Source organism: Halovivax limisalsi (assembly GCF_023093535.1).
In the GTDB taxonomy this organism is placed as follows: Archaea; Halobacteriota; Halobacteria; order Halobacteriales; family Natrialbaceae; genus Halovivax; species Halovivax limisalsi.
Genome location: NZ_CP095757.1, coordinates 1,021,201 through 1,039,735 on the forward strand (window position 1 = coordinate 1,021,201; position 18,535 = coordinate 1,039,735).

Annotated in this window: 11 protein-coding genes; 5 read left to right on the forward strand and 6 right to left on the reverse strand. The window is 70.0% G+C overall.

Going from position 1 to position 18,535, the window contains the following annotated elements; translation table 11 throughout:
* Nucleotides 1-84: 84 nt before the first annotated feature.
* The 4 genes from MXA07_RS04470 (at nucleotide 85) to MXA07_RS04485 (ending at nucleotide 12,141) form a co-directional block, all read left to right on the forward strand.
* Complete coding sequence (locus MXA07_RS04470; protein ID WP_247730850.1) at nucleotides 85-3,252, forward strand: ATP-binding protein; 3,168 nt, start codon at nucleotides 85-87, stop codon at nucleotides 3,250-3,252.
* Nucleotides 3,253-3,425: 173 nt separating this feature from the next.
* Nucleotides 3,426-6,632: an ATP-binding protein gene (locus tag MXA07_RS04475; protein WP_247730851.1), complete on the forward strand. Its 3,207-nt coding sequence runs from the start codon at nucleotides 3,426-3,428 to the stop codon at nucleotides 6,630-6,632.
* Nucleotides 6,633-6,909: 277 nt separating this feature from the next.
* The gene (locus MXA07_RS04480; protein WP_247730852.1) at nucleotides 6,910-10,122 is read left to right on the forward strand and encodes an ATP-binding protein; all 3,213 of its coding nucleotides are present in this window, start codon (nucleotides 6,910-6,912) and stop codon (nucleotides 10,120-10,122) included.
* A gap of 108 nt (nucleotides 10,123-10,230) precedes the next feature.
* Nucleotides 10,231-12,141 (forward strand): PINc/VapC family ATPase, encoded by a 1,911-nt coding sequence (locus MXA07_RS04485; protein WP_247730853.1) that lies wholly within the window; start codon nucleotides 10,231-10,233, stop codon nucleotides 12,139-12,141.
* 322 nt (nucleotides 12,142-12,463) lie between these two features.
* Here the strand turns inward: MXA07_RS04485 and MXA07_RS04490 are convergent, their stop codons facing one another.
* The 6 genes from MXA07_RS04490 to MXA07_RS04515 all read right to left on the reverse strand — a co-directional run bounded on the left by MXA07_RS04490 (nucleotide 12,464) and on the right by MXA07_RS04515 (nucleotide 17,780).
* Entirely contained in the window at nucleotides 12,464-12,886 is a 423-nt protein-coding gene (locus MXA07_RS04490) for a hypothetical protein (protein WP_247730854.1), read from the reverse strand.
* Nucleotides 12,887-12,976: 90 nt separating this feature from the next.
* Complete coding sequence (locus MXA07_RS04495; RefSeq protein ID WP_247730855.1) at nucleotides 12,977-13,270, reverse strand: winged helix-turn-helix domain-containing protein; 294 nt, start codon at nucleotides 13,268-13,270, stop codon at nucleotides 12,977-12,979.
* A gap of 342 nt (nucleotides 13,271-13,612) precedes the next feature.
* On the reverse strand, nucleotides 13,613-14,818 hold the full coding sequence (locus MXA07_RS04500) for a DUF5305 domain-containing protein (RefSeq protein ID WP_247730856.1): 1,206 nt from the start codon (nucleotides 14,816-14,818) through the stop codon (nucleotides 13,613-13,615).
* A 118-nt stretch (nucleotides 14,819-14,936) separates the two neighbouring features.
* On the reverse strand, nucleotides 14,937-16,103 hold the full coding sequence (locus MXA07_RS04505; protein WP_247730857.1) for a signal peptidase I: 1,167 nt from the start codon (nucleotides 16,101-16,103) through the stop codon (nucleotides 14,937-14,939).
* Nucleotides 16,104-16,283: 180 nt separating this feature from the next.
* Entirely contained in the window at nucleotides 16,284-17,222 is a 939-nt protein-coding gene (locus MXA07_RS04510) for a CARDB domain-containing protein (RefSeq protein WP_247730858.1), read from the reverse strand.
* A 102-nt stretch (nucleotides 17,223-17,324) separates the two neighbouring features.
* Nucleotides 17,325-17,780 carry a hypothetical protein gene (locus MXA07_RS04515; RefSeq protein WP_247730859.1) on the reverse strand — a complete coding sequence of 152 codons (456 nt, stop codon included), beginning with the start codon at nucleotides 17,778-17,780 and terminating at the stop codon, nucleotides 17,325-17,327.
* 204 nt (nucleotides 17,781-17,984) lie between these two features.
* On the opposite strand from MXA07_RS04515, the gene MXA07_RS04520 reads away from it, so the two are divergent.
* Complete coding sequence (locus MXA07_RS04520; RefSeq protein ID WP_425492195.1) at nucleotides 17,985-18,530, forward strand: DUF7344 domain-containing protein; 546 nt, start codon at nucleotides 17,985-17,987, stop codon at nucleotides 18,528-18,530.
* The last annotated feature ends 5 nt before the right edge of the window (nucleotides 18,531-18,535 follow it).

The following is an 18,535-nucleotide window of genomic DNA, read 5'->3' on the forward strand; positions in this document are numbered from 1 at the left end:
CGACTGTACCCGCGCTGGCTCGTCGCTTCGATCGATCGTCTCCGTCCCATACGATTTTATTTAACCGTCCGGTAATGGGGTACAATGAACGAGTACGGCGTCGACGAACTCGTGCTGCTCGCGCTGGCGAGCGAGTTCGAGCCGACGGAAGCCGGCTCCGGCGGTGCGACCGCCTCGGCCCTCGCGGACGCGCTCGGCTACGCGGCGTCGCTGGCGGACCGCCTCTCGCTGCTCTCGACGGTTTCGTCGTTGATCGGGGACGGGCTCGTCGCCGAGGAGACCCGCCGGATCGACGAGCGGGAGGGCGAACGGAGCGTCTACCGATTGACCCCGGCCGGGCGCGAGCGGGCGCGGACGCTGCGGGCCGCCGTCGACGACGCGCCCGTGACCGTCGTCGCCGGCGGCGCCGAGATCGAGTGTTCGCTCGGCGCCGTTCCGGAGCGATTCGGACTCTCCGTCCCCGAGGCGCTCGTTCGTCGGTCGCCGGGCGGCGTGCTCTCGCTCGACGAACCGGCGGACGACGCTCTCGTCGGCCGCGACGCCGAACTCGACCGACTCGATACCGCCCTGGATCGGGTTCGAGACGGCCCGGCGCGAACGGTGGCCGTCTCCGGCGACGACGGTGTCGGCAAGACGGCGCTCGTCGAGGCCTTCGTCGAACGGGCGCGGGCGGCCGGCGTCGACGTGCTGGTCGGCTGGAGTCGGCGCGACGGCGGCCGGGCCTACGGCCCGATTCGCGAGGCGCTCCGAGCGCCCTTCGAGTCGCTCGCGGCGCCGTTCGACGCGCTCGACCACCCGGGCGCTCGCTTCGCGCAGCGCCGGACCGCGCTCTACAACGACGTGACCGATCGCCTCCGGGCCCACGCCGACGCGACGCCGACGGTCCTCGTCATCGAGGACCTGCACTGGGCCGACGCCGCGACGATCGACCTGCTGGCCCACGTCGTGACGGCGGCGACGGACGCGTCGCTCCTCCTCGTCGCGACGTACCGACCCGACGGCGTCGACGACGAACACCCGCTCCTGGAGCGCGTCGGCGACGCCGAGGGGCTCGCCCCCCTGGAACTCGAACCGTTCGACCGGCGCGAAACCGCGCGACTGGTCGAGAGCGAGGTCGGGCGACGCGGCGTCCCCGACCCGTTCGTCGACGCGATCTACGAGGCGACCGGCGGCAATCCCCGCTTCGTCGTCGAGACGATCGCCCACCTGCGAGAGACGGGGTCGCTCGATCCGCGGATCGATCGCTACCCGGACGCCGTCGCGGACCTCGAGATCCCGTCGGTCGTCGAGACGGCCGTCGAACGCCGGTTCGACGGCCTCGACGAGACGACGGCGCGCGTGTGCTCGGTCGGCGCCGTCCTCGGCGATCCGATCCCGATCGACCTGCTGGTCGATCTCGTCCCGGCGCCGGAACCGCGGGTGCGCGAGCGGATCGACCTGCTGGTCGACGCCGGGTTCTTACAGCGCGGCGACGACGGACGACTCCGCTTTCGCAGCGAGGTGGTGCGTTCGACGGCGCTCGCGACGATCGATCGCGACCGACGGCGCGCCCTCCACCGAACGGCGGCGACGGTTCGCGCCGACCGCGGCGACGCGCGCCCGGCGACGATCGCCGCCCACGCCGAGCGCGCCGGCGATCTCGACCGGGCCCTCGCCTACTATCGTCGGGCGGCCGACGAGGCGACCGAGGTCTACGCGCACGAGGTGGCGATCGACCACTACGAGCGGGCGCTGGGGCTGGCGCGCGATCTCGACCGCGGGTCGGTCGTCCTCGACGTCCTCGAGGCGATCGCCCGGATCTACTACACTCGCGGCGATTACGAGGACGCCGACCGCTACGTCCGATACGTCAGGGACCGAACGGACGATCCCGAGCGCATCCGCCGGAGCTACTACTACCAGTCGCGCTCGCGCTTCGTTCGCGGCGAGTACGACGCGGCGGAGTCCCTCGCCAGGCGCGGCCTCGCCGTCGGGGGCGAGGAGATCACCGAGGCGGTCTGTCTGCTCACCGACTACCTCGGCAGCGCGTACTTCGGTCGGGGCGAGTACGAGGCGGCCATCGAGCACCACGAACGGCTGCGCGATCGGGCGCGGGCGATCGACTACACGCGCGAACTCGGACGGGCCTACCAGAACCTCGGCGATTGCTACGCGAGACTCGGCGAGATGGATCGCGCGATCGACCTGCTCGGACGCGCGGTCGACCTCCTCGAAGACGCCGACGACGAGCGGGAACTGGCGATCTGCCTGAACGACCTGGGTGTCACGTACAAACGCATCGGCGCCACCGCCGACGCCGTCGACGCCCTCGAGCGCTGTGCCAGGCTGGCCGAGCGAACCGGCGACGTCCCGACGAAGGCGCTCGCAACCATGAACCTCGGGTACTTCATGATCGATCGCGGCGCCTACGAGTCGGCACTCGAGTACAACGATCGCTGCCGACAGTTCGCCGAGCGAATCGACGACTGCACGACCAGCGCCGTGACGACCGTCCATCGGAGTCTCATCGAGTGCGAGATCGGCGACGTTTCCGTCGCGGCCGAGGAGCTGGAGGCGGCGCTCGAACGGCTCGAGACTACCGGTTCGAACCGCCGCATCGTCCAGACGCGGTGGCGGCTGGGGGGCGTGGCCGTGCTCCTCGGCGACGAAGAGCGGGCCCGGCGGCTCCTCGAACGCGCCCTGGAGGGGGCGATCGAACACGACTTCCCCACACTTCGCGGGAACTGCGAGGCCAGCCTCGGTGCCGTCGAACGGGAATTCGGCTCCCTCGAGCGCGCGGCGGCGCTCGGACGCCAGGCACTCGACCGCGCCGAAGATACCCACGACGCGTCCATCCGCCACCGCCGGGCCGAGCAACTCGCCCGGACGTTGCTCCGGCGCGGCGAGGTCGACGAGGCGTTGGACCTGTCCCGGATGGCTCGCCGGTCGATCCCGTCCGGTCAGGCCCGCCACGCGGTCAAGATCGACGCGACCTACGGCCGGGCACGCCTGGCGTCGGGCGACCGGGACGGCGCGCGAGAGACGCTGACGGCGGCGCTCGAACGCGCTCGCGGGCTGTCGAACGAGGCCCGCCTCGTCGCCCTGTGCGGTCTCGGCCGGCTGGAGTGGGTCGCGGGGAACCACCAGCGGGCGGCCGCTCGGTTCGGGACGGGACGACGCGTGGCCGCGGACACGGGTCACGAACTCCACCGCGGTCGGTTCGAGGCGGCGCTGGCCGACCTGGACGGCGAGACGGTTTCGCCCGGAGAGTGAACCGCTCACTTCGACCGGCGACGCCCCGCTATCCGGCCCGAACGGGTGCCGGAGACAGACGGCGACGGATGGTGTTCGTCCGCCGACCGCCTACCGACGCTCCGGCGGTGCGAGGGCGACCATCGCCCGGCTGGCCACATAGTTTTATATGAAACGGGAACAACACGAAGCCGATGGACGAGTACGGTGTCGAGGACTTGCTCCTGCTCGCGCTCTGCGAGCGGGCCGAGGCCGACGACGCGTCGGCGGGGGCGACCGTCTCCGAACTCGGCGACGCGATCGTTCGCTCCGAGTCCGTCGCCGATCGGCTCACGCTCCTCTCGGCGATGTCGACGTTGACGGAGCGGGAGCTGGTCGACGAGCGGACCGAACGCGTCGCGGATCGAGGCGGCGAGCGGAGTCTCTACCGGCTGACGGAGGCGGGACGTCGGCGGGCGATCGAACGCTGGGACGCGGCGTGTGAGCTGCCCGTGACGGTTCACGACTGCGACGGGACGACCGAGTGCCGACTCGGCGACGTTCCCGACCAGTTCGACCTCTCTCTCGCCGAGGCGCTGGTCAGGCGCGCTCCGTCGGGCGATCTGTCGCTGCCGGCGGAGTTCGACGGCGGGATCGTGGACCGCGAGGCCGAACTCGCCCGGCTCGAGGACGCCTTCGAGGCGACGCTCGAGGGCGATCCGCGAACGGCGATCGTCTCCGGCGACGCGGGCGTCGGGAAGACGACGCTGGTGGAGGCCTTCGCCGACCGGGCCCGCGCCGCGGGGGCCGCGGTTCTCGTCGGCCGGGCCAGCCCGAGCGGCGGTGCTGCCTACGGCCCGCTCCGCGACGCGCTCGAGGGTACGATCGACCGGCCGGAGGCGTTACCGTTCGCCGACGGCTGGGCCGAGGCCGAGGACGCCGAGATGTACCGGACGCAACTCGCGGCCCTCTACTCGAAGGTGACGACGGAACTCGCCGCCCACGCCCGCGAGACGCCGACGGTGCTCGTGATCGAGGACTTGCAGTGGGCCGACGAGGCGACGGTCGACCTCCTCGCGCACGCCGCCGGCGAACTCTCCGAGGTGGGATTGCTTCTCGTCGCCACGTACCGCCCATCCGGCGTCGCGGACGAGAACCCTCTCCGACCGAGACTGGACGAGGGCGCCGACGGCACCGCGACCGACCGGACCGTCGAACTCGCGCTCGAGCCGTTCGACCGGGAGCGGACGGCCGACCTGATCGAAGCCGAGGTCGAACGACGCGGCGTCCCCGAATCGTTCGTCGACGCCGTCTACGAGGGGTCGGGCGGCAACCCGCTCTTCGTCGTCGAGACGGTCGCGGGGCTGCTCGAGTCGGGCGCGCTCGATCCGCGCGTCGATCGCTACCCGGCGGCGATCGACGACAGCGAGCTCCCCGACGTGGTCGAGGAGACGATCGAGCGGCGCTTCGGCAGGCTCGACGACGAGACGCGCCGGGTGGTAGCCGTCGGCGCGGTGCTCGGCGATCCGATCCCCGTCGACGTACTCCTGGCAATCTCGCCGCGTCCCGAACCGGACGTTCGCGAGCGGATCGACCTGCTGATCGACGGCGGGATCTGGGCGCGCGACGGCGACGACAGGCTGCGCTTTCGGAGCGAAGTCCTGCGGTCGACGGCGCTGTCGTCGATCGGTGACGATCGGCGGCGGTCGCTCCACGGAACGGTCGCCGAGCACCTGGCGGGTGAGGGGGACAACCCGCCGGCGACCGTCGCCTCCCACTACGAGCGGGCGAGGGAGCGTGAAGCCGCCCTCGAGTGGCACCGACGCGCGGCCGCCGACGCGACGGCGGTCTACGCCCACGACGTGGCGGTCGAGCACTACGAGACGGCGCTCTCGATCGCCCGCGACCTGGGTCGCGAGGAGACCGTCCGCGACCTGCTCGAGGAACTCGGCGATATCCACGCCACCCGCGGCCAGTACGAGGAAGCCGACAGGCAGTTTCGCTACGTCCGCGAGCGGACCGACGATCCCGAGCGCATCCGGCGCAGTTACCGCTACCAGGCCAGGATGGCGTTCGAGAGCAGCAAGTACGACGAAGCCGAGGCCTACGCCCGCGACGGCCTGGCGGTCGACGGCGACGAGATCACCGAAGAAGTCTGCCGGCTCACGGACTATCTCGGCAGCGCGTACTTCGGGCGCGGCGAGTACGAGGCGGCGGTCGAGACCCACGAGCGGTTGCGGGATCGCGCCGCCGAGATCGACTGCACCCGTTCGCTCGGCCGAGCGAACCAGAACCTGGGCACCTGTTACATGAACCTCGGCGAGTTAGACCGCGCGGTCGAGTTCAACGAGCGAGGCGTGGAACTGCTCGAACGGACGGACGACGATCACGCGCTTGCGAGCGCGCTCAACGACCTCGCCCTGGCGTACGACGGGGTCGGCGACTACGAGTCGGCCGTCGAGGTGCTGGAACGTTGCGACGAGCTGGCCGGCCGAACCGGCGACGTCACGGCCACCATCCTCGCCAAGACGAACCTGGCGCTGTTCGCCCAGCGACGCGGCGAGTGGGAGACGTCCCGGGACCTCAACGCCGAGGTCCGCGAGATCGCCGATCGCATCGACGATCGCGAAGCGCGGGCGCTCGCGGTCTGGAACGAGCACACGATCGATCGCGATATCGGCCGGCTGGAGGATGCGATCGACGGGTTCGAACGGGCCCTCGAGATCGTCAACGAGACGGAAGCCACCAACCGTCGAACGTTCTTCGAGTGGGGGCTCGGCGAGGCGCACTTCTTCGCCGCCGACTTCGACAGCGCCGAGGAACACCTCGACCGGGCGCTCGACCTCGCGACCGACCACGGCTACGAGCGCCTGATCGGGGCCTGCAAGTCGGTCCGCGGGGCCATCGAACGGGAGCGAGGCGCGACGGAGCGTGCCGTCGAATTGCAGCGCGAGGCGCTGGATCTCGTCTCGGACACTGACAGCGAGGTCATCCTGTCGATTCGCACCAACCGGCTCGCCCGGACGTTGCTCCACGCGGGTGAGATCGAGGAAGCGCTGGACCGTGCCGGGAGGGCCTGCGAGGCGATGCCGGACGGAACTCCGGTCGTCGCTGCGTCGATCGATGCGACCCTCGGCGGCGCACAGCTGGCCGCAGGCAACCGGGAGGCGGCCCGCGAGACGCTCGAATCGACGGTCGAACGCGCCCGCGATCTCTCGAACGAGGCGCTCGTCGTCGCGCTGCGCGAACTCGGACGGCTCGAAACGATCGAGGGCGACGAGACTGCGGCGCGCGAGCGCCTGGCGGAGGGCCGTCGGATCGCCGCGGACGCTGGTCTCCGCGTGTACCTCCCACACTTCGACGAACTGCTCGCCGAGCTCGACGGCGAGGCGGCTGTCGAGGGCGAGGGGCGTACCGCGTAGCCGCGACGCGACCGCCCGTCCCGAACCGTCCCAGCTGAGGGGTAGTGTGGAGTCAACCGATCGCAGCGTCGTCTCGGTTCTCGACGCGTCGGTTCCGGCCCGGGACGCCTGACCGGACGTGCCACCGGTGTTCGACCACCCTCGCACCGTCGAGGACGAAGCGGGTACGGCCGTCGACCGTCGGATCGGAACCCGCTACCGGCCCGCTCGGATGATCCATTGTGGGAACACCTCGCCGGCCACACGGCTTATGTGATACGCCGCAAACAGGTCTCCGATGGACGAGTACGGTGTCGAGGACTTGCTCCTCCTCGCGCTCTGCGAGCGGACCGCGGTCGACGGCGCGTCGGCGGGGGCGACCGTCTCCGAACTCGGCGACGCGATCGTCCGTTCCGGGTCGGTCGCCGATCGGCTCGCGCTCCTCTCGGCGATGTCGACGGTGACGGAGCGTGGGCTGGTCGACGAGCGGACCGAACGTGGCGCGGACCTGGGCGGCCAACGGAGCCTGTACCAGCTGACGGAGGCGGGCCGTCGGCGAGCGCTCGAACGCCGGGACGCGGTGAGCAAGTTACCGGTGACGGTTCACGACTGCGACGAGACGACCGAGTGCCGGCTCGGCGACGTTCCCGAGCGGTTCGGTCTCTCCGTCACCGAAGCGCTCGTCAGGCGCGCTCCGTCCGGCGACCTGTCGCTGCCGGCGGACTTCGGCGACGGGATCGTCGATCGCGACGCCGAACGTGCCCGCCTCGATGCGGCCTTCGAGGCGACGCTCGAGGGCGATCCGCGAACGGCGATCGTTGCCGGCGACGCGGGCGTCGGCAAGACGGCGCTGGTGGAGGCGTTTACCGATCGGGTCCGCGATGCGGGAGCCGACGTTCTCGTCGGCCGGGCCAGCCCGAGCGGGGGTGCGGCCTACGGCCCGCTCCGCGAGGCGCTCGGCGGTGCGATCGACCAGCCGGAGGCGATGCCGTTCGCCGACGGGTGGGCCGAGGCCGAGGACGCCGAGATGTACCGGGCGCAACTGGCCGCCCTCTACTCGAAGGTGACGGCCGTACTCGCCGATTCCGCCAGCGAGACGCCGACGGTGCTCGTGATCGAGGACCTGCAGTGGGCCGACGCCGCGACGGTCGACCTCCTCGCGCACGTCGCTGCCGAGGTCTCCGACGCGCCGTTGCTGCTCGTCGCCACGTACCGTTCGTCCGGCCTCGCGGACGACGCGCCCCTGGGATCGAGATTGGCGAGCCACGCCGACGGCGCCGCGACGGACCGGATCGTCGAACTCGCGCTCGATCCGTTCGATCGGGAGCGGACGGCCGAACTGATCGAGGCCGAAGTCGAACGCCGCGGCGTCCCCGATTCGTTCGTCGACGCGGTCTACGAGGGGACGGGCGGGAACCCCGTGTTCGTCGTCGAGACGGTCGCGGGGCTGCTCGAATCGGGGGCGCTCGATCCGCGGGTCGATCGGTACCCGGACGCGGTCGCGGAGATCGAGATTCCGGACGTCGTCGAGGACATAATCGAGCGACGCTTCGCCGCACTCGACGGCGAAACGCGGCTGGTTCTGGACGCCGGGGCGGTACTCGGTGATCCGATCCCCGTCGACGCGCTCCTCGCGGTTTCGACGCCGCCCGAACCGGCGGTTCGCGAGCGGTGCGACCTGCTCGTGGACGGTGGGATCTGGGTTCGCGACGGCGAGGACCGGCTGCGCTTTCGGAGCGACGTCCTCCGGTCGACGGCGCTGTCGGCGATTGCAGACGAGCGACGGCGATCGCTCCACGGGCGCGCCGCCGAGCACCTGGCCGATGGCGAATCGAGCCCGCCGGCGACCGTCGCCTCGCACTACGAGCGGGCGGGCGAGCGCGAAACCGCCCTCGAGTGGTACCGGGACGCGGCGGCCGACGCGACGGCGGTCTACGCCCACGACGTCGCGGTCGAGCACTACGAGACGGCGCTCTCGCTCGCCCGCGACCTGGATCGCGAGGAAACCGTCCTCGACCTCCTCGAGGAACTCGGCGATATCCACGCCACCCGCGGCCAGTACGACGAGGCCGACAGGCAGTTTCGCTACGTCCGCGAGCGAGCGGACGAGCCCGAGCGAATTCGGCGCAGTTACCGCTACCAGGCCAGGATGGCCTTCGAGAGCGGCCGATACGACGAGGCCGAAACCTACGCGCGCGACGGCCTGGCGGTCGGCGGCGACGAGATAACCGAAGAAGTCTGCTGGCTCACGGATTACCTCGGGAGTGCCCACTTCGGCCGGGGCGAGTACGAGGCGGCGATCGAACACCACGAGCGATTGAGAGATCATGCCGTCGCGATCGACTACACCATCTCGCTCGGGCGGGCCCACCAGAATCTGGGCACCTGTTACGGGCAACTCGGCGAGATGGAGCGGGCGGTCGAACACACCGAACGGGGCGTGGAACTGTTCGAAGCGGCGGGTGACGACCGAGAGCGAGCGAGCGCGCTCAACGACCTCGCCGTCGCCTATAACAGAGCCGGCGACTACGACGAGGCGACTCGGACCGCCGAACGCTGCGTGGACCTGGCCGAACGAACCGGCAATACAACGGCGCTCAGGTTGGCCAAGATGAATCTCGCCGTCTTCGCGAAACAGCGCGGCGACTGGGATCGATCGCAGGACCTCTTCGAGGAGATCTACGAACTGGCCGAGCGAATCGACGATCGGGATTCGCAAGCGCTCGCACGCTGGAACGAGAGCGTAACCGAACTCGAGATCGGGCGCGTTGACGACGCGATCGACGGATTCCGGACGGCGCTCGAACTCGCGCGCGAAACCGAAGCGGCCTGGCGAATCGCGTACTACGAGCGGGGCCTCGGCGCCGCGTACGTTCTCGCGTCGGCGTTCGATCGGGCCGAAGCCCACCTCGAGAACGCCCTCGAGATCGCGACCGAACGCGACTACACCCAGATTATCGCCGCGGCCAGGTCGATTCGCGGCGCCATCGCGCGGGAGCGGGGCGAGATCGAACGGGCGCTCGAGGTACAGCGCGAGGCGCTGGAGCTGGTCTCGGACCTCGACGACATCGTCCGCTACGCCCGGATGAACCGACTCGCGCGAACGCTGATCCGCGCCGGGGACTCCGCGGAGGCGCTGACCGCGGCCCGGACGGCCCGCGACGGACTGCCGGACGGAAATCCCCTGGTCGAGGTGAAGATCGCCGCGACATACGGGGCGGCGCAACTGGCCGCAGGAAACCGGGAGGCGGCCCGCGAGACGCTCGAATCGACGGTCGAACGCGCTCGGGACCTCTCGAACGACGCGCTCGTCGTCTCGCTGCGCGAACTCGGCCGGCTCGAGGCGCTGGAAGGCGATGCGACGGCCGCGCGCGACCGCCTGACGGAGGGTCGGCGGATCGCCGCGGAGGCCGGCCTCCGCGTGTACCTCCCGCACTTCGACGAGCTGCTCGGCGAGGTCGAGGGGAACCGGGCCGACGATGGCGACGGCGGCGCGGAGCCCTTCGTGTAGGCGCAGGACCATTCCGCGTAAGCGCTTGACCCCGACGAGGGGGGACCCCGCTACGTAAGCGACGCCCTTCCGCACGCTTTTACCCGTCCGAGGCGAACTGCCGGGTATATGCACGTCGTCCCGGACACCAGCGTGGTCATCGACGGCCGCGTCTCCGCGTCGGTCGAGGACGGAACCTTCGCGGCGGCGACGGTGTCTGTTCCCGAGGCCGTCGTGGCCGAACTGGAGGCGCAGGCGAACGACGGCCTCGACAGCGGCTGGGAGGGCCTCTCGGAGCTCGACCGGCTCGCCACGCTGGCCGAAGACGGGCGAATCGAGCTCGAGTACGTCGGCGAGCGCCCGACCGCCGGCGAGCGCGGCCGCGCCTCCGAGGGCGAGATCGACGCGCTCATCCGCGACCTGGCCGAGGAGCGCGACGCGACGTTCGTCACGAGCGACGTCGTCCAGGCCGAGGTCGCGAAGGCGAAGGGGCTGACCGTCGAGTACATCTCGCCGAAGGCCCGCGACGTGGGTCGGCTCTCGATCGAGGACTTCTTCGACGACGAGACGATGAGCGTCCACCTCAAGACGGGGACGATCCCGAAGGGCAAACGGGGCCAGCTCGGCGAGATGCGGTACGAGGAGATCGCCGAGGAGCCGACCGACGAGGCCACGATGGACGAGTGGGCCCGCGAGGTGGTCGACGCCGCCAAGGAGTCGCCCGACGGCTTCATCGAGCTCTCCGAGCCGGGGATGAAGATCGTCCAGTTTCGCGACTACCGCATCGCGGTCGCGCGCCCGCCGTTCGCGGACGGCATCGAGATCACGGCCGTGCGGCCGATCGCCCAGACCGACATCGAGGACTACGACCACGCCGACGAGCTGAAAGAGCGCCTGCTCGAACGCCAGCGGGGCGTCCTCATCTCCGGCTCGCCGGGCGCCGGGAAGTCGACGCTCGCCCAGGCGGTCGCGCGCTACCTCGAAGCGCACGACTACGCGGTCAAGACGATGGAGAAGCCCCGGGACCTCCAGGTGGGCCCGGAGATCACCCAGTACACGGAGCTGGGCGGGCAGATGACGAAGACGGCCGACGCACTCCTGATGGTCCGCCCGGACTACACGATCTACGACGAGGTCCGCAAGACCGACGACTTCGAGGTCTTCGCGGACATGCGCCTGGCCGGCGTCGGGATGATCGGCGTCGTCCACGCGACGCGGCCGATCGACGCCCTCCAACGGCTCATCGGCCGGGTCGAACTCGGCATGATCCCCCAGATCGTCGACACGGTCGTCTACGTCGAGGCGGGCGCCATCGACACCGTCTACGACGTCCGCACGGAGGTGAAGGTCCCCGCCGGCCTGACCGAGGAGGACCTCGCGCGCCCGGTCATCCAGGTGACGAACTTCGAGACCGGCGTCCCCGAGTACGAGATATACACGTTCAACCGCCAGGTCGTCACCGTCCCGCTGGACGACGACGAGGGCGGCCCCGGCGCCCGCGAGTCGGGCGTCGACCGCATCGCCAAGCAGGAGATCGAACGCGAGATCCGCTCGATCGCCAGGGGGTACGTCGACGTCGCCCTGAAGAGCCAGGATCGAGCCGTCGTCTACGTCGATGACGACGACATCTCTTCGGTGATCGGCAAGGGCGGCGGCCGCATCTCGGACGTCGAGGACCGCCTCGGCATCGACATCGACGTCCGCACGCACGAGGAGAACCCCCACTACGGGTCCGGCGGCGGGAGCGCGAGCGGCGCCGGCGGGCACGCCGGGAGCGGAGGCGGCTCCGCAGGTGGCGCCGGCGGGGGTGGCCAGCCCGACGGCCAGCTCGTCCAGCCGGAGATCACCTCCCGCCACGTCGTCATCCCGGTCGAGGGCCACGACGGCGAGACCGTCGAGGTTCAGGCGAACGGCGAGTACCTCTTCACGGCGACGGTGAGCCGCGGCGGCGAGATCCAGGTGTCGCGCGGGAGTGCGATCGCGGACGAGTTAGAGGACGCGATCGATCACACGGAGCCGATCACGGTCGTCTCGACGTAGCGAGTGCTTCGTGAGTCTCACCGCGAGCGTCGCAGACGCGAGCGGATTTTTGGTGCAGATTTTTGCGTGAGTGGTGAGCGAGGGCGCGGTTTCGAGGCCGAAAGGCCGAGAACCGCGTCGTAGCGGACGGGGAGCCGTGCGACCCGTGAGCCAGCGAGCGAACCCGAACGGAAAAAGGTGCGCGCGTGAGATCCAGGTGTCGCGCGGGAGTGCGATCGCGGACGAGTTAGAGGACGCGATCGATCACACGGAGCCGATCACGGTCGTCTCGACGTAGCGGATGTCCCGTCGGCGGCCAGGCCGACTCGCGCACCCGGCCGCCTCATCCGCCGTTCGCGTCGGTATCGAGTTCGTACAGATCCGGATTGCGGACGTAGAAGAGCACCCAGGCGGCGACGAAGCCGGCGGCCATCGCGAGCAGTTCGGCCAGGAACCCGCCCACGCTCCCGCCGATGGCGAGCAGCGCGGCGGTCGAGCCGGCGACCGCGCCGAGGACGACGAACGCGACGTCGGCGACCACCCGGAGGCGGTCGTGGTGCCAGTAGTGCTGGCGCTCCTCGTCGTACCAGACGCCGACGTAGATCATCACCGGAGCCATCGACGCGATGACGGTGACGGCGCCGTACTCCGGGGAGAGGACCCCGAGGGTGACCAGCGCGACGTTGAGCACGTTCGAGGCGAACGCGGCGGCGACGAGTCCGACGGTGAGCCACCCCCAGCGCGGCAGTCGCTCTTTATCGAGCATGGACCATAGCGGGGACAGCGGCGCAATAATCCTGGCGACTCGATTCGACCGACGCCCCCGTCGGGTTCGTGCCGATGACCGACCGGCAGCTCACTCGGCGCAGCAGGCGTCTTCCGCCGGGGGCGAGTCGTCGAGACCGCCGTCGGCGGCGACCGGCTCTTCGAGCCGGTAGAGGCTCTGTCGCGCGTCGGCGAAGTAGATCCCCTCGTCGACGATGTCGAGTTCCTCGAGGCGTTCGAGCGCGTAGCGGACCGTCCGGGCCGAGAGCATCGACTCCTCGACGATCTGCTTCTGCGTGAGGGGGCCGTCGTACTCGAGCACCTTGTACACCAGCTTGGCGCTCGGAGGGCAATCCGAGAGGTCGTCCGCGTCGATTCCGTCCATCGTTACGATTCGAAACTCTCCAGATGCATAAAGTTGACTCACTTCCGCTGGTGGAAGATCTGGGCCGAAGGCGGCCGGTACCGTCGGATTCTCAAATCGAGACAGGTGGCGGAACGGCACCGATTCCAGCAAGCCGGGATCGGCCGGCGACGCAGCTGGGGTGACGATCAGCGATCGAATCGGTTTCGCCGATCGGAACCGAGTTGCGGAACGGCTCCGTCGCTGCTCGGCTTCGTCGTGATCGGATTCGGGTGGCCGGACGAGGCAGAGTCGTGGGACGCGCCCGGATCGCAGAACGGACCCCGACCGCGGAGAGACGCGGCGGTCTGGCTGGATCGGTGCCTAGATTCTGTGCCAGGCGTCCTCGTCCGAGGGGTCGAGGTCCGCCGGCGGTTCGAGGGTGGCGCCGCCTGCCTCCCGCTCGATCCGGGATCGGTCGGTTTCGGACGTCGACTGGCCCGGCCCGCCGGCCCCCGGTCCGCGCCCGGCGGGCGGCGGAGTGAACTCGTCGTCGCCCTCCTCGTCGAGATCGATATCCGGCCAGGCGGTCTCCTCCCAGAGGCCGCGGTCGGTGTAGTAGTAGACGACGCCGTCGGTCACCGTCGCGTAGAGGCCCCGCTGGCGGTCGTGGACGACGCGGTTGTTCGTGTCGACGGCGACGTCGACGACGTCCTCGAGCGTCTCGAGGGAGATGTGGTGGTCGCCGATCCACATCGGGATCGACCCGCGGGAGATCCACTCCGCGTACCGCCGTTCGTGCAGCGCCCGGAGCGCCGCCTGCTCGTCGACGGGCCGGCGCCGGTCGAGCGTCCAGGCGGCGCCGAGACCGAGTGTCCCCACCAGCGCGAACAGGCCCACGAACGCCGGGCTTCGCGGTTCCGTTTCTGTTACCGTCCGGCTCTCCGTGTGGGGCTGGGCGGCCGACGGCGTCGGCTCGACCAGCCAGGCGGCGGAGTCGGTGACGACCAGTTCCGTCTCGACGTCGACCGACTCCGCGCTCGCGCCCAGCTCGTATCGGGTTTCGACCACGACGATCGTCCGGACGCTGCCGACGCCGCCGACCTGGCGCTCGACGGCTCGCCGGTCGGCCAGGACGGCTTCGAGGTCGATCGTCGCCTCGCTCGTCGCCACGCCGTCCTCGACGGTCGGTTGCGTCCGCGCGATCCGTTCCTCTCGCTCCCAGAAGACCGACTCGTCGCGGACCGCTTCGTGACGGAGACCCACGTCGTGGACGACCGCACTCGCCTCGGACGGGACGCTCGTTTCCGGTTCGAGCGTCAGCGTCGACGTCGCGTTTCGCAGGTAGACCGGCTCGTCGGAGAGTACCGTGCCCTCGCTCCAGAGTCCGTCGGACTCGACGACGGCGCTCGTTCCGACCGTCGTCTCGACCGTACCGCGATCGATCTCCTGCGTCGTCGTCCGCTCGTGCGGCGTCGCCACGGCCCACCCGCTGATCAGCAGCGCCAGCACGCCGACGATCGCCAGCGCCAGGACGAGTCGCGAGCCGTACCTGGCGACCAGCAGGTCGATGCGCGCGTCGCCGATCATGTCGCGTCCCCCCGGTGCCCGTCCGCCCCCGGTCGGGCCTCGATTCCCCCGTCGACCGCCGTTCGTTCGCGAACTCGATTCGTGTGTCCTGTCATGCGTGTCTCTCCCGGTCGTTCGATCAGCCGATCCATCGTCGCACCCGCCTGTGGAGTCGCCTGGCGGCCGGGACGTGGTCTCCCGGCCGCCGCAGTCTGAGGTCGCCCGATCCGAAGACGACCAGCACGAGCGCGACCGTCGCCCCCACGACGACCGCGTCGACCACCGCGACGGCGAGGTACGGATGGACGTCGTGGGCGGCGACGAGCACGCCCGGCGGCGCGACCAGCAGGTAGCGATACTCGCTGACCGTCCGGAGATAGCGTCCCTCCGCGGTCGGCGCCGCGAGCTGGACGGTCGTTTCGGCCTGCGCGCTCGGGCCGACGGTCCGGGTCGCGGGCTCGACGGTGACGCCGGGACTGGCGGCCTCCGTCCGGACGACGACCGGCAGCCAGCCGGCGTTGTCGACGACGCGGGTCAGCTCGCCCGTCTCGCCGGGCGCGAGCACCTGCGGATCGTCGGTCGGCCGGTCCGTGCTCACGACGTCGTAAGCGGTGGTCCCCGACGGGATCACCATCGCGGCCGTCGCGAGCGTCACGAGCACGAGCAGGACGAGCCCGATCGCCGTCCAGACGCTGAGGACGTTCTCGCGCGCGTAGGACCGCTCGGCGTCCCGGCGAGCCGGCCCCGCCCGATCGAGGACGAACCCGAAGCCGGCGAGGACGATCCCGATCCCGACGAGCAGCGCGCCCGCTCCGCCACCGTCCGAGGGGCCGCCGGTGACGCCCGAGACGGTTCCCGCGAGCGCGTCGGCGGCCGCGCCGATCTCCATCGCGATCGTTCCGAGATGCGGGATCGTCACGACGCCCCCGCCGAGGCGGAGCGCCGTGGCGACGACCTGCCCGTCGGTCACCGGCGGCTCGCCCGCGTCCTGGTCGGTGAACGGGTTCGCGTCGCCCCTGGTAACGTAGCCCTCGTCGGTCACGTCGACGACGCGGTGGGTCGTCAGCTCCCCCTCGTTGACCTCGCGCGCTTCGAAGACGACGACGTCGCCTTCGGAGATCTCCCCCGAGACGCCGTCCGGCACGGCGACGAAGCCGTCGCCGGCCGCGAGTTCGGGCGCCATGCTCCCCGACGCGACGTACCCGAGCAGGATCGGCTGGCCCAGCACGTGACCCAGCAGTAGCGCCGCCACGACGACGGCGATCCCGATCCCGATCGTCCGGTCGATGTATCCCCATCCGTCCATTATCCCCAATCCTCATCCGTCATCTCCGTCTTCCACCCCCGTTCGGCCCCCACCGAACGGTCTGGAACGTGCGTTGCGACGGTCCACTAGGATTTAGCTTCTATGGCGAGCAACCCTCTCTATCTCATTTCAACACTCCCTTGAACACAACTCGTTTACATTCTAAAACCCTATCCGTCGTTAATCGTAGAACTTTCGACGACGAATAAGCGAGCGGAGGACGAGGAGGGCGAGCGCCGCCGGCGGCGTTATCGTCACGGCGAGCGGCGAGGCGAGTTCGGACGCGCCGAACGCCGGGGCTGCGGGCTCGGTGGCGGTGACGGTCGCCGCGGCGACGCCGCCGATCGAGGCGACGTAGGTGCCGTCGCGCTCGACCTGCCAGGTGAACGTCACCGTCCGTCGCTCGCCCGGCGCCACGGACACGAGCCGATCGTCCAGGAGAACGCCGTTGACGGCCATCCCGAGGACCTCCTCGATTCGCTCGCTCCCGGGATTGGACACGGTCGCGGTGGCCGAGACGGTCTCGCCGACCGAGACGTCGGTCCGCTCGACCGAGACGGCCGTGACCGTCAGCCGACTCGGCACCGGTTCGACCGGTTTTTCGGGTCCGTCGCCGTCGCCCGGCGGTTCCGGCGGAATCTCGGGTCCGCCGGGAGGTAGCCCGGGCGACGCCCCGGGCGCTCGGGTGACGATCGTGAACGTCTGCGGACCCGAGGCCGCGGTCCGGGTGTCGATCTCGACGCCGACGGCGCGCACCTCGCCGGGTTCGAGCCGGAGCGCATTCGTCTCGTCGAGGGGCCTCCCCGGCGTTTCGTCGACGTAAAACGTGATCCCCGGACGGTCGTGATCGATCCAGAGATCGCGTCGCGCGTTAGCGCGCACGGTGAAGACTTCGTGGGCGGTCGTGGTCGCCCGGTCGGCGAGGTCGTCGAACCGAAGCGTGAGCTCGCCGTCTTCGATCGTCGCGTACTCGCTCGCCGGCGACAGCGACACGCCGCTCTCGTCGTCGGTATCGTCGCGCTCGACGGCCACCGCCGGAACGGTCGCGACCGACGCGACGACGGCGAAACCGAGCAGCAGGACCAGCGCACGGACCCATCCCCCAGAGAGTGCTCCCATCGGTACTGTCGAAACGCGGTTCTACGATTCCGTCCGTTCCCCGGACGCCCGCTCGTGACGAGCGTTCGCGCCCCCCAGCGCGACGCGCTTCGGTGCTGTCGGTTACGCGGTCACGTCGATCGTGACGGTTTGGTTCAGCGAGGCCCCCGAAGCCGCGCCGTCGGTGACGATCTCGACGTCGACCGCGGTGCTCGAACCGGATGCGACGGTCGAACTGCCCGGTGTGAGCGTCACGGAGATCCCGTTCGCGCTCACGGTCCACGGCGAGTTGAGCGCGATCTGTGCGCTGTGATTGTTGACGATGTCGAATACACCCGTCAGCGTGACCGTCGCGTCGAGGTTGACGTTACTCAGGTCGAGTTGCAGCGTCCCGCTGGAGACGCTCGCGTAACTGCTCGTCGGGCTGAACCCGACGAGTGCCGACCCCGAGTCGTCGTCCGCGGTACTGACCGTGACCGTTCGATCCGCGCTGACGGTACTGAACGCGCCCGTTCCGAGCAGTGCGCCGCCGCCCGCCACGATTCCACCCAATCCCGCTAACACGTTGCGTCGATTCATGTTCATGGTACATCCACCACCCCCCGGTGGCGTTGATCGATCCGATGGGTCCCACTCCCTTTGTATTGCGCAACCGGAAAACGGATAGCTCTCGTAGAACCAAGTTCAAGGCCTACTTGAGGCCATATTTCCAAACAAATAACGGCCATTGGCCCTAATATATTTGTAGCGGACGGGCATACACTTCGATCCGCACACGGGGGTGTGAGGGTGAGAGGACTGACACGAACGGAATCGTCACGACGCGGCGACGTTTTCGACCTGTTGAGCAATCGCCGTCGGCGCTACGCGATCCACTACTGCAAGCAGGCGGACGGCCCGGTGACGCTTGGCGAGCTGGCCGAGCAGGTCGCCGCCTGGGAGCTCGAGAAGGAGATCGCGGCGCTCACCTCGGCCGAGCGAAAGCGCGTGTACACCGCGTTACAGCAGACGCACCTGCCCACGCTCGAACGCGCGAACGTGATCGAGTTCGAGGACCACTCCGTCGAACTGACCGAGGAGGCGGCCGAGCTCGAGGTCTACCTCGACATCGTCCCCGGGAACTCGATCCCCTGGGGCGTCTACTACCTCGGACTCAGCGCGCTCGGCTCCGCCGTCCTGGCCGGCGTCTGGATCGGGCTGGTGCCGACGAGCACGGTCCCGACGCTCGGCTGGGCGATGATCGTCCTGGCTGCCGTCGGAATCTCTGCGCTCGCACACGTGCTGTCGAGTCGGCGCTACCGACTGGGGGAGATCGACCGGCCGCCGTAACGGGG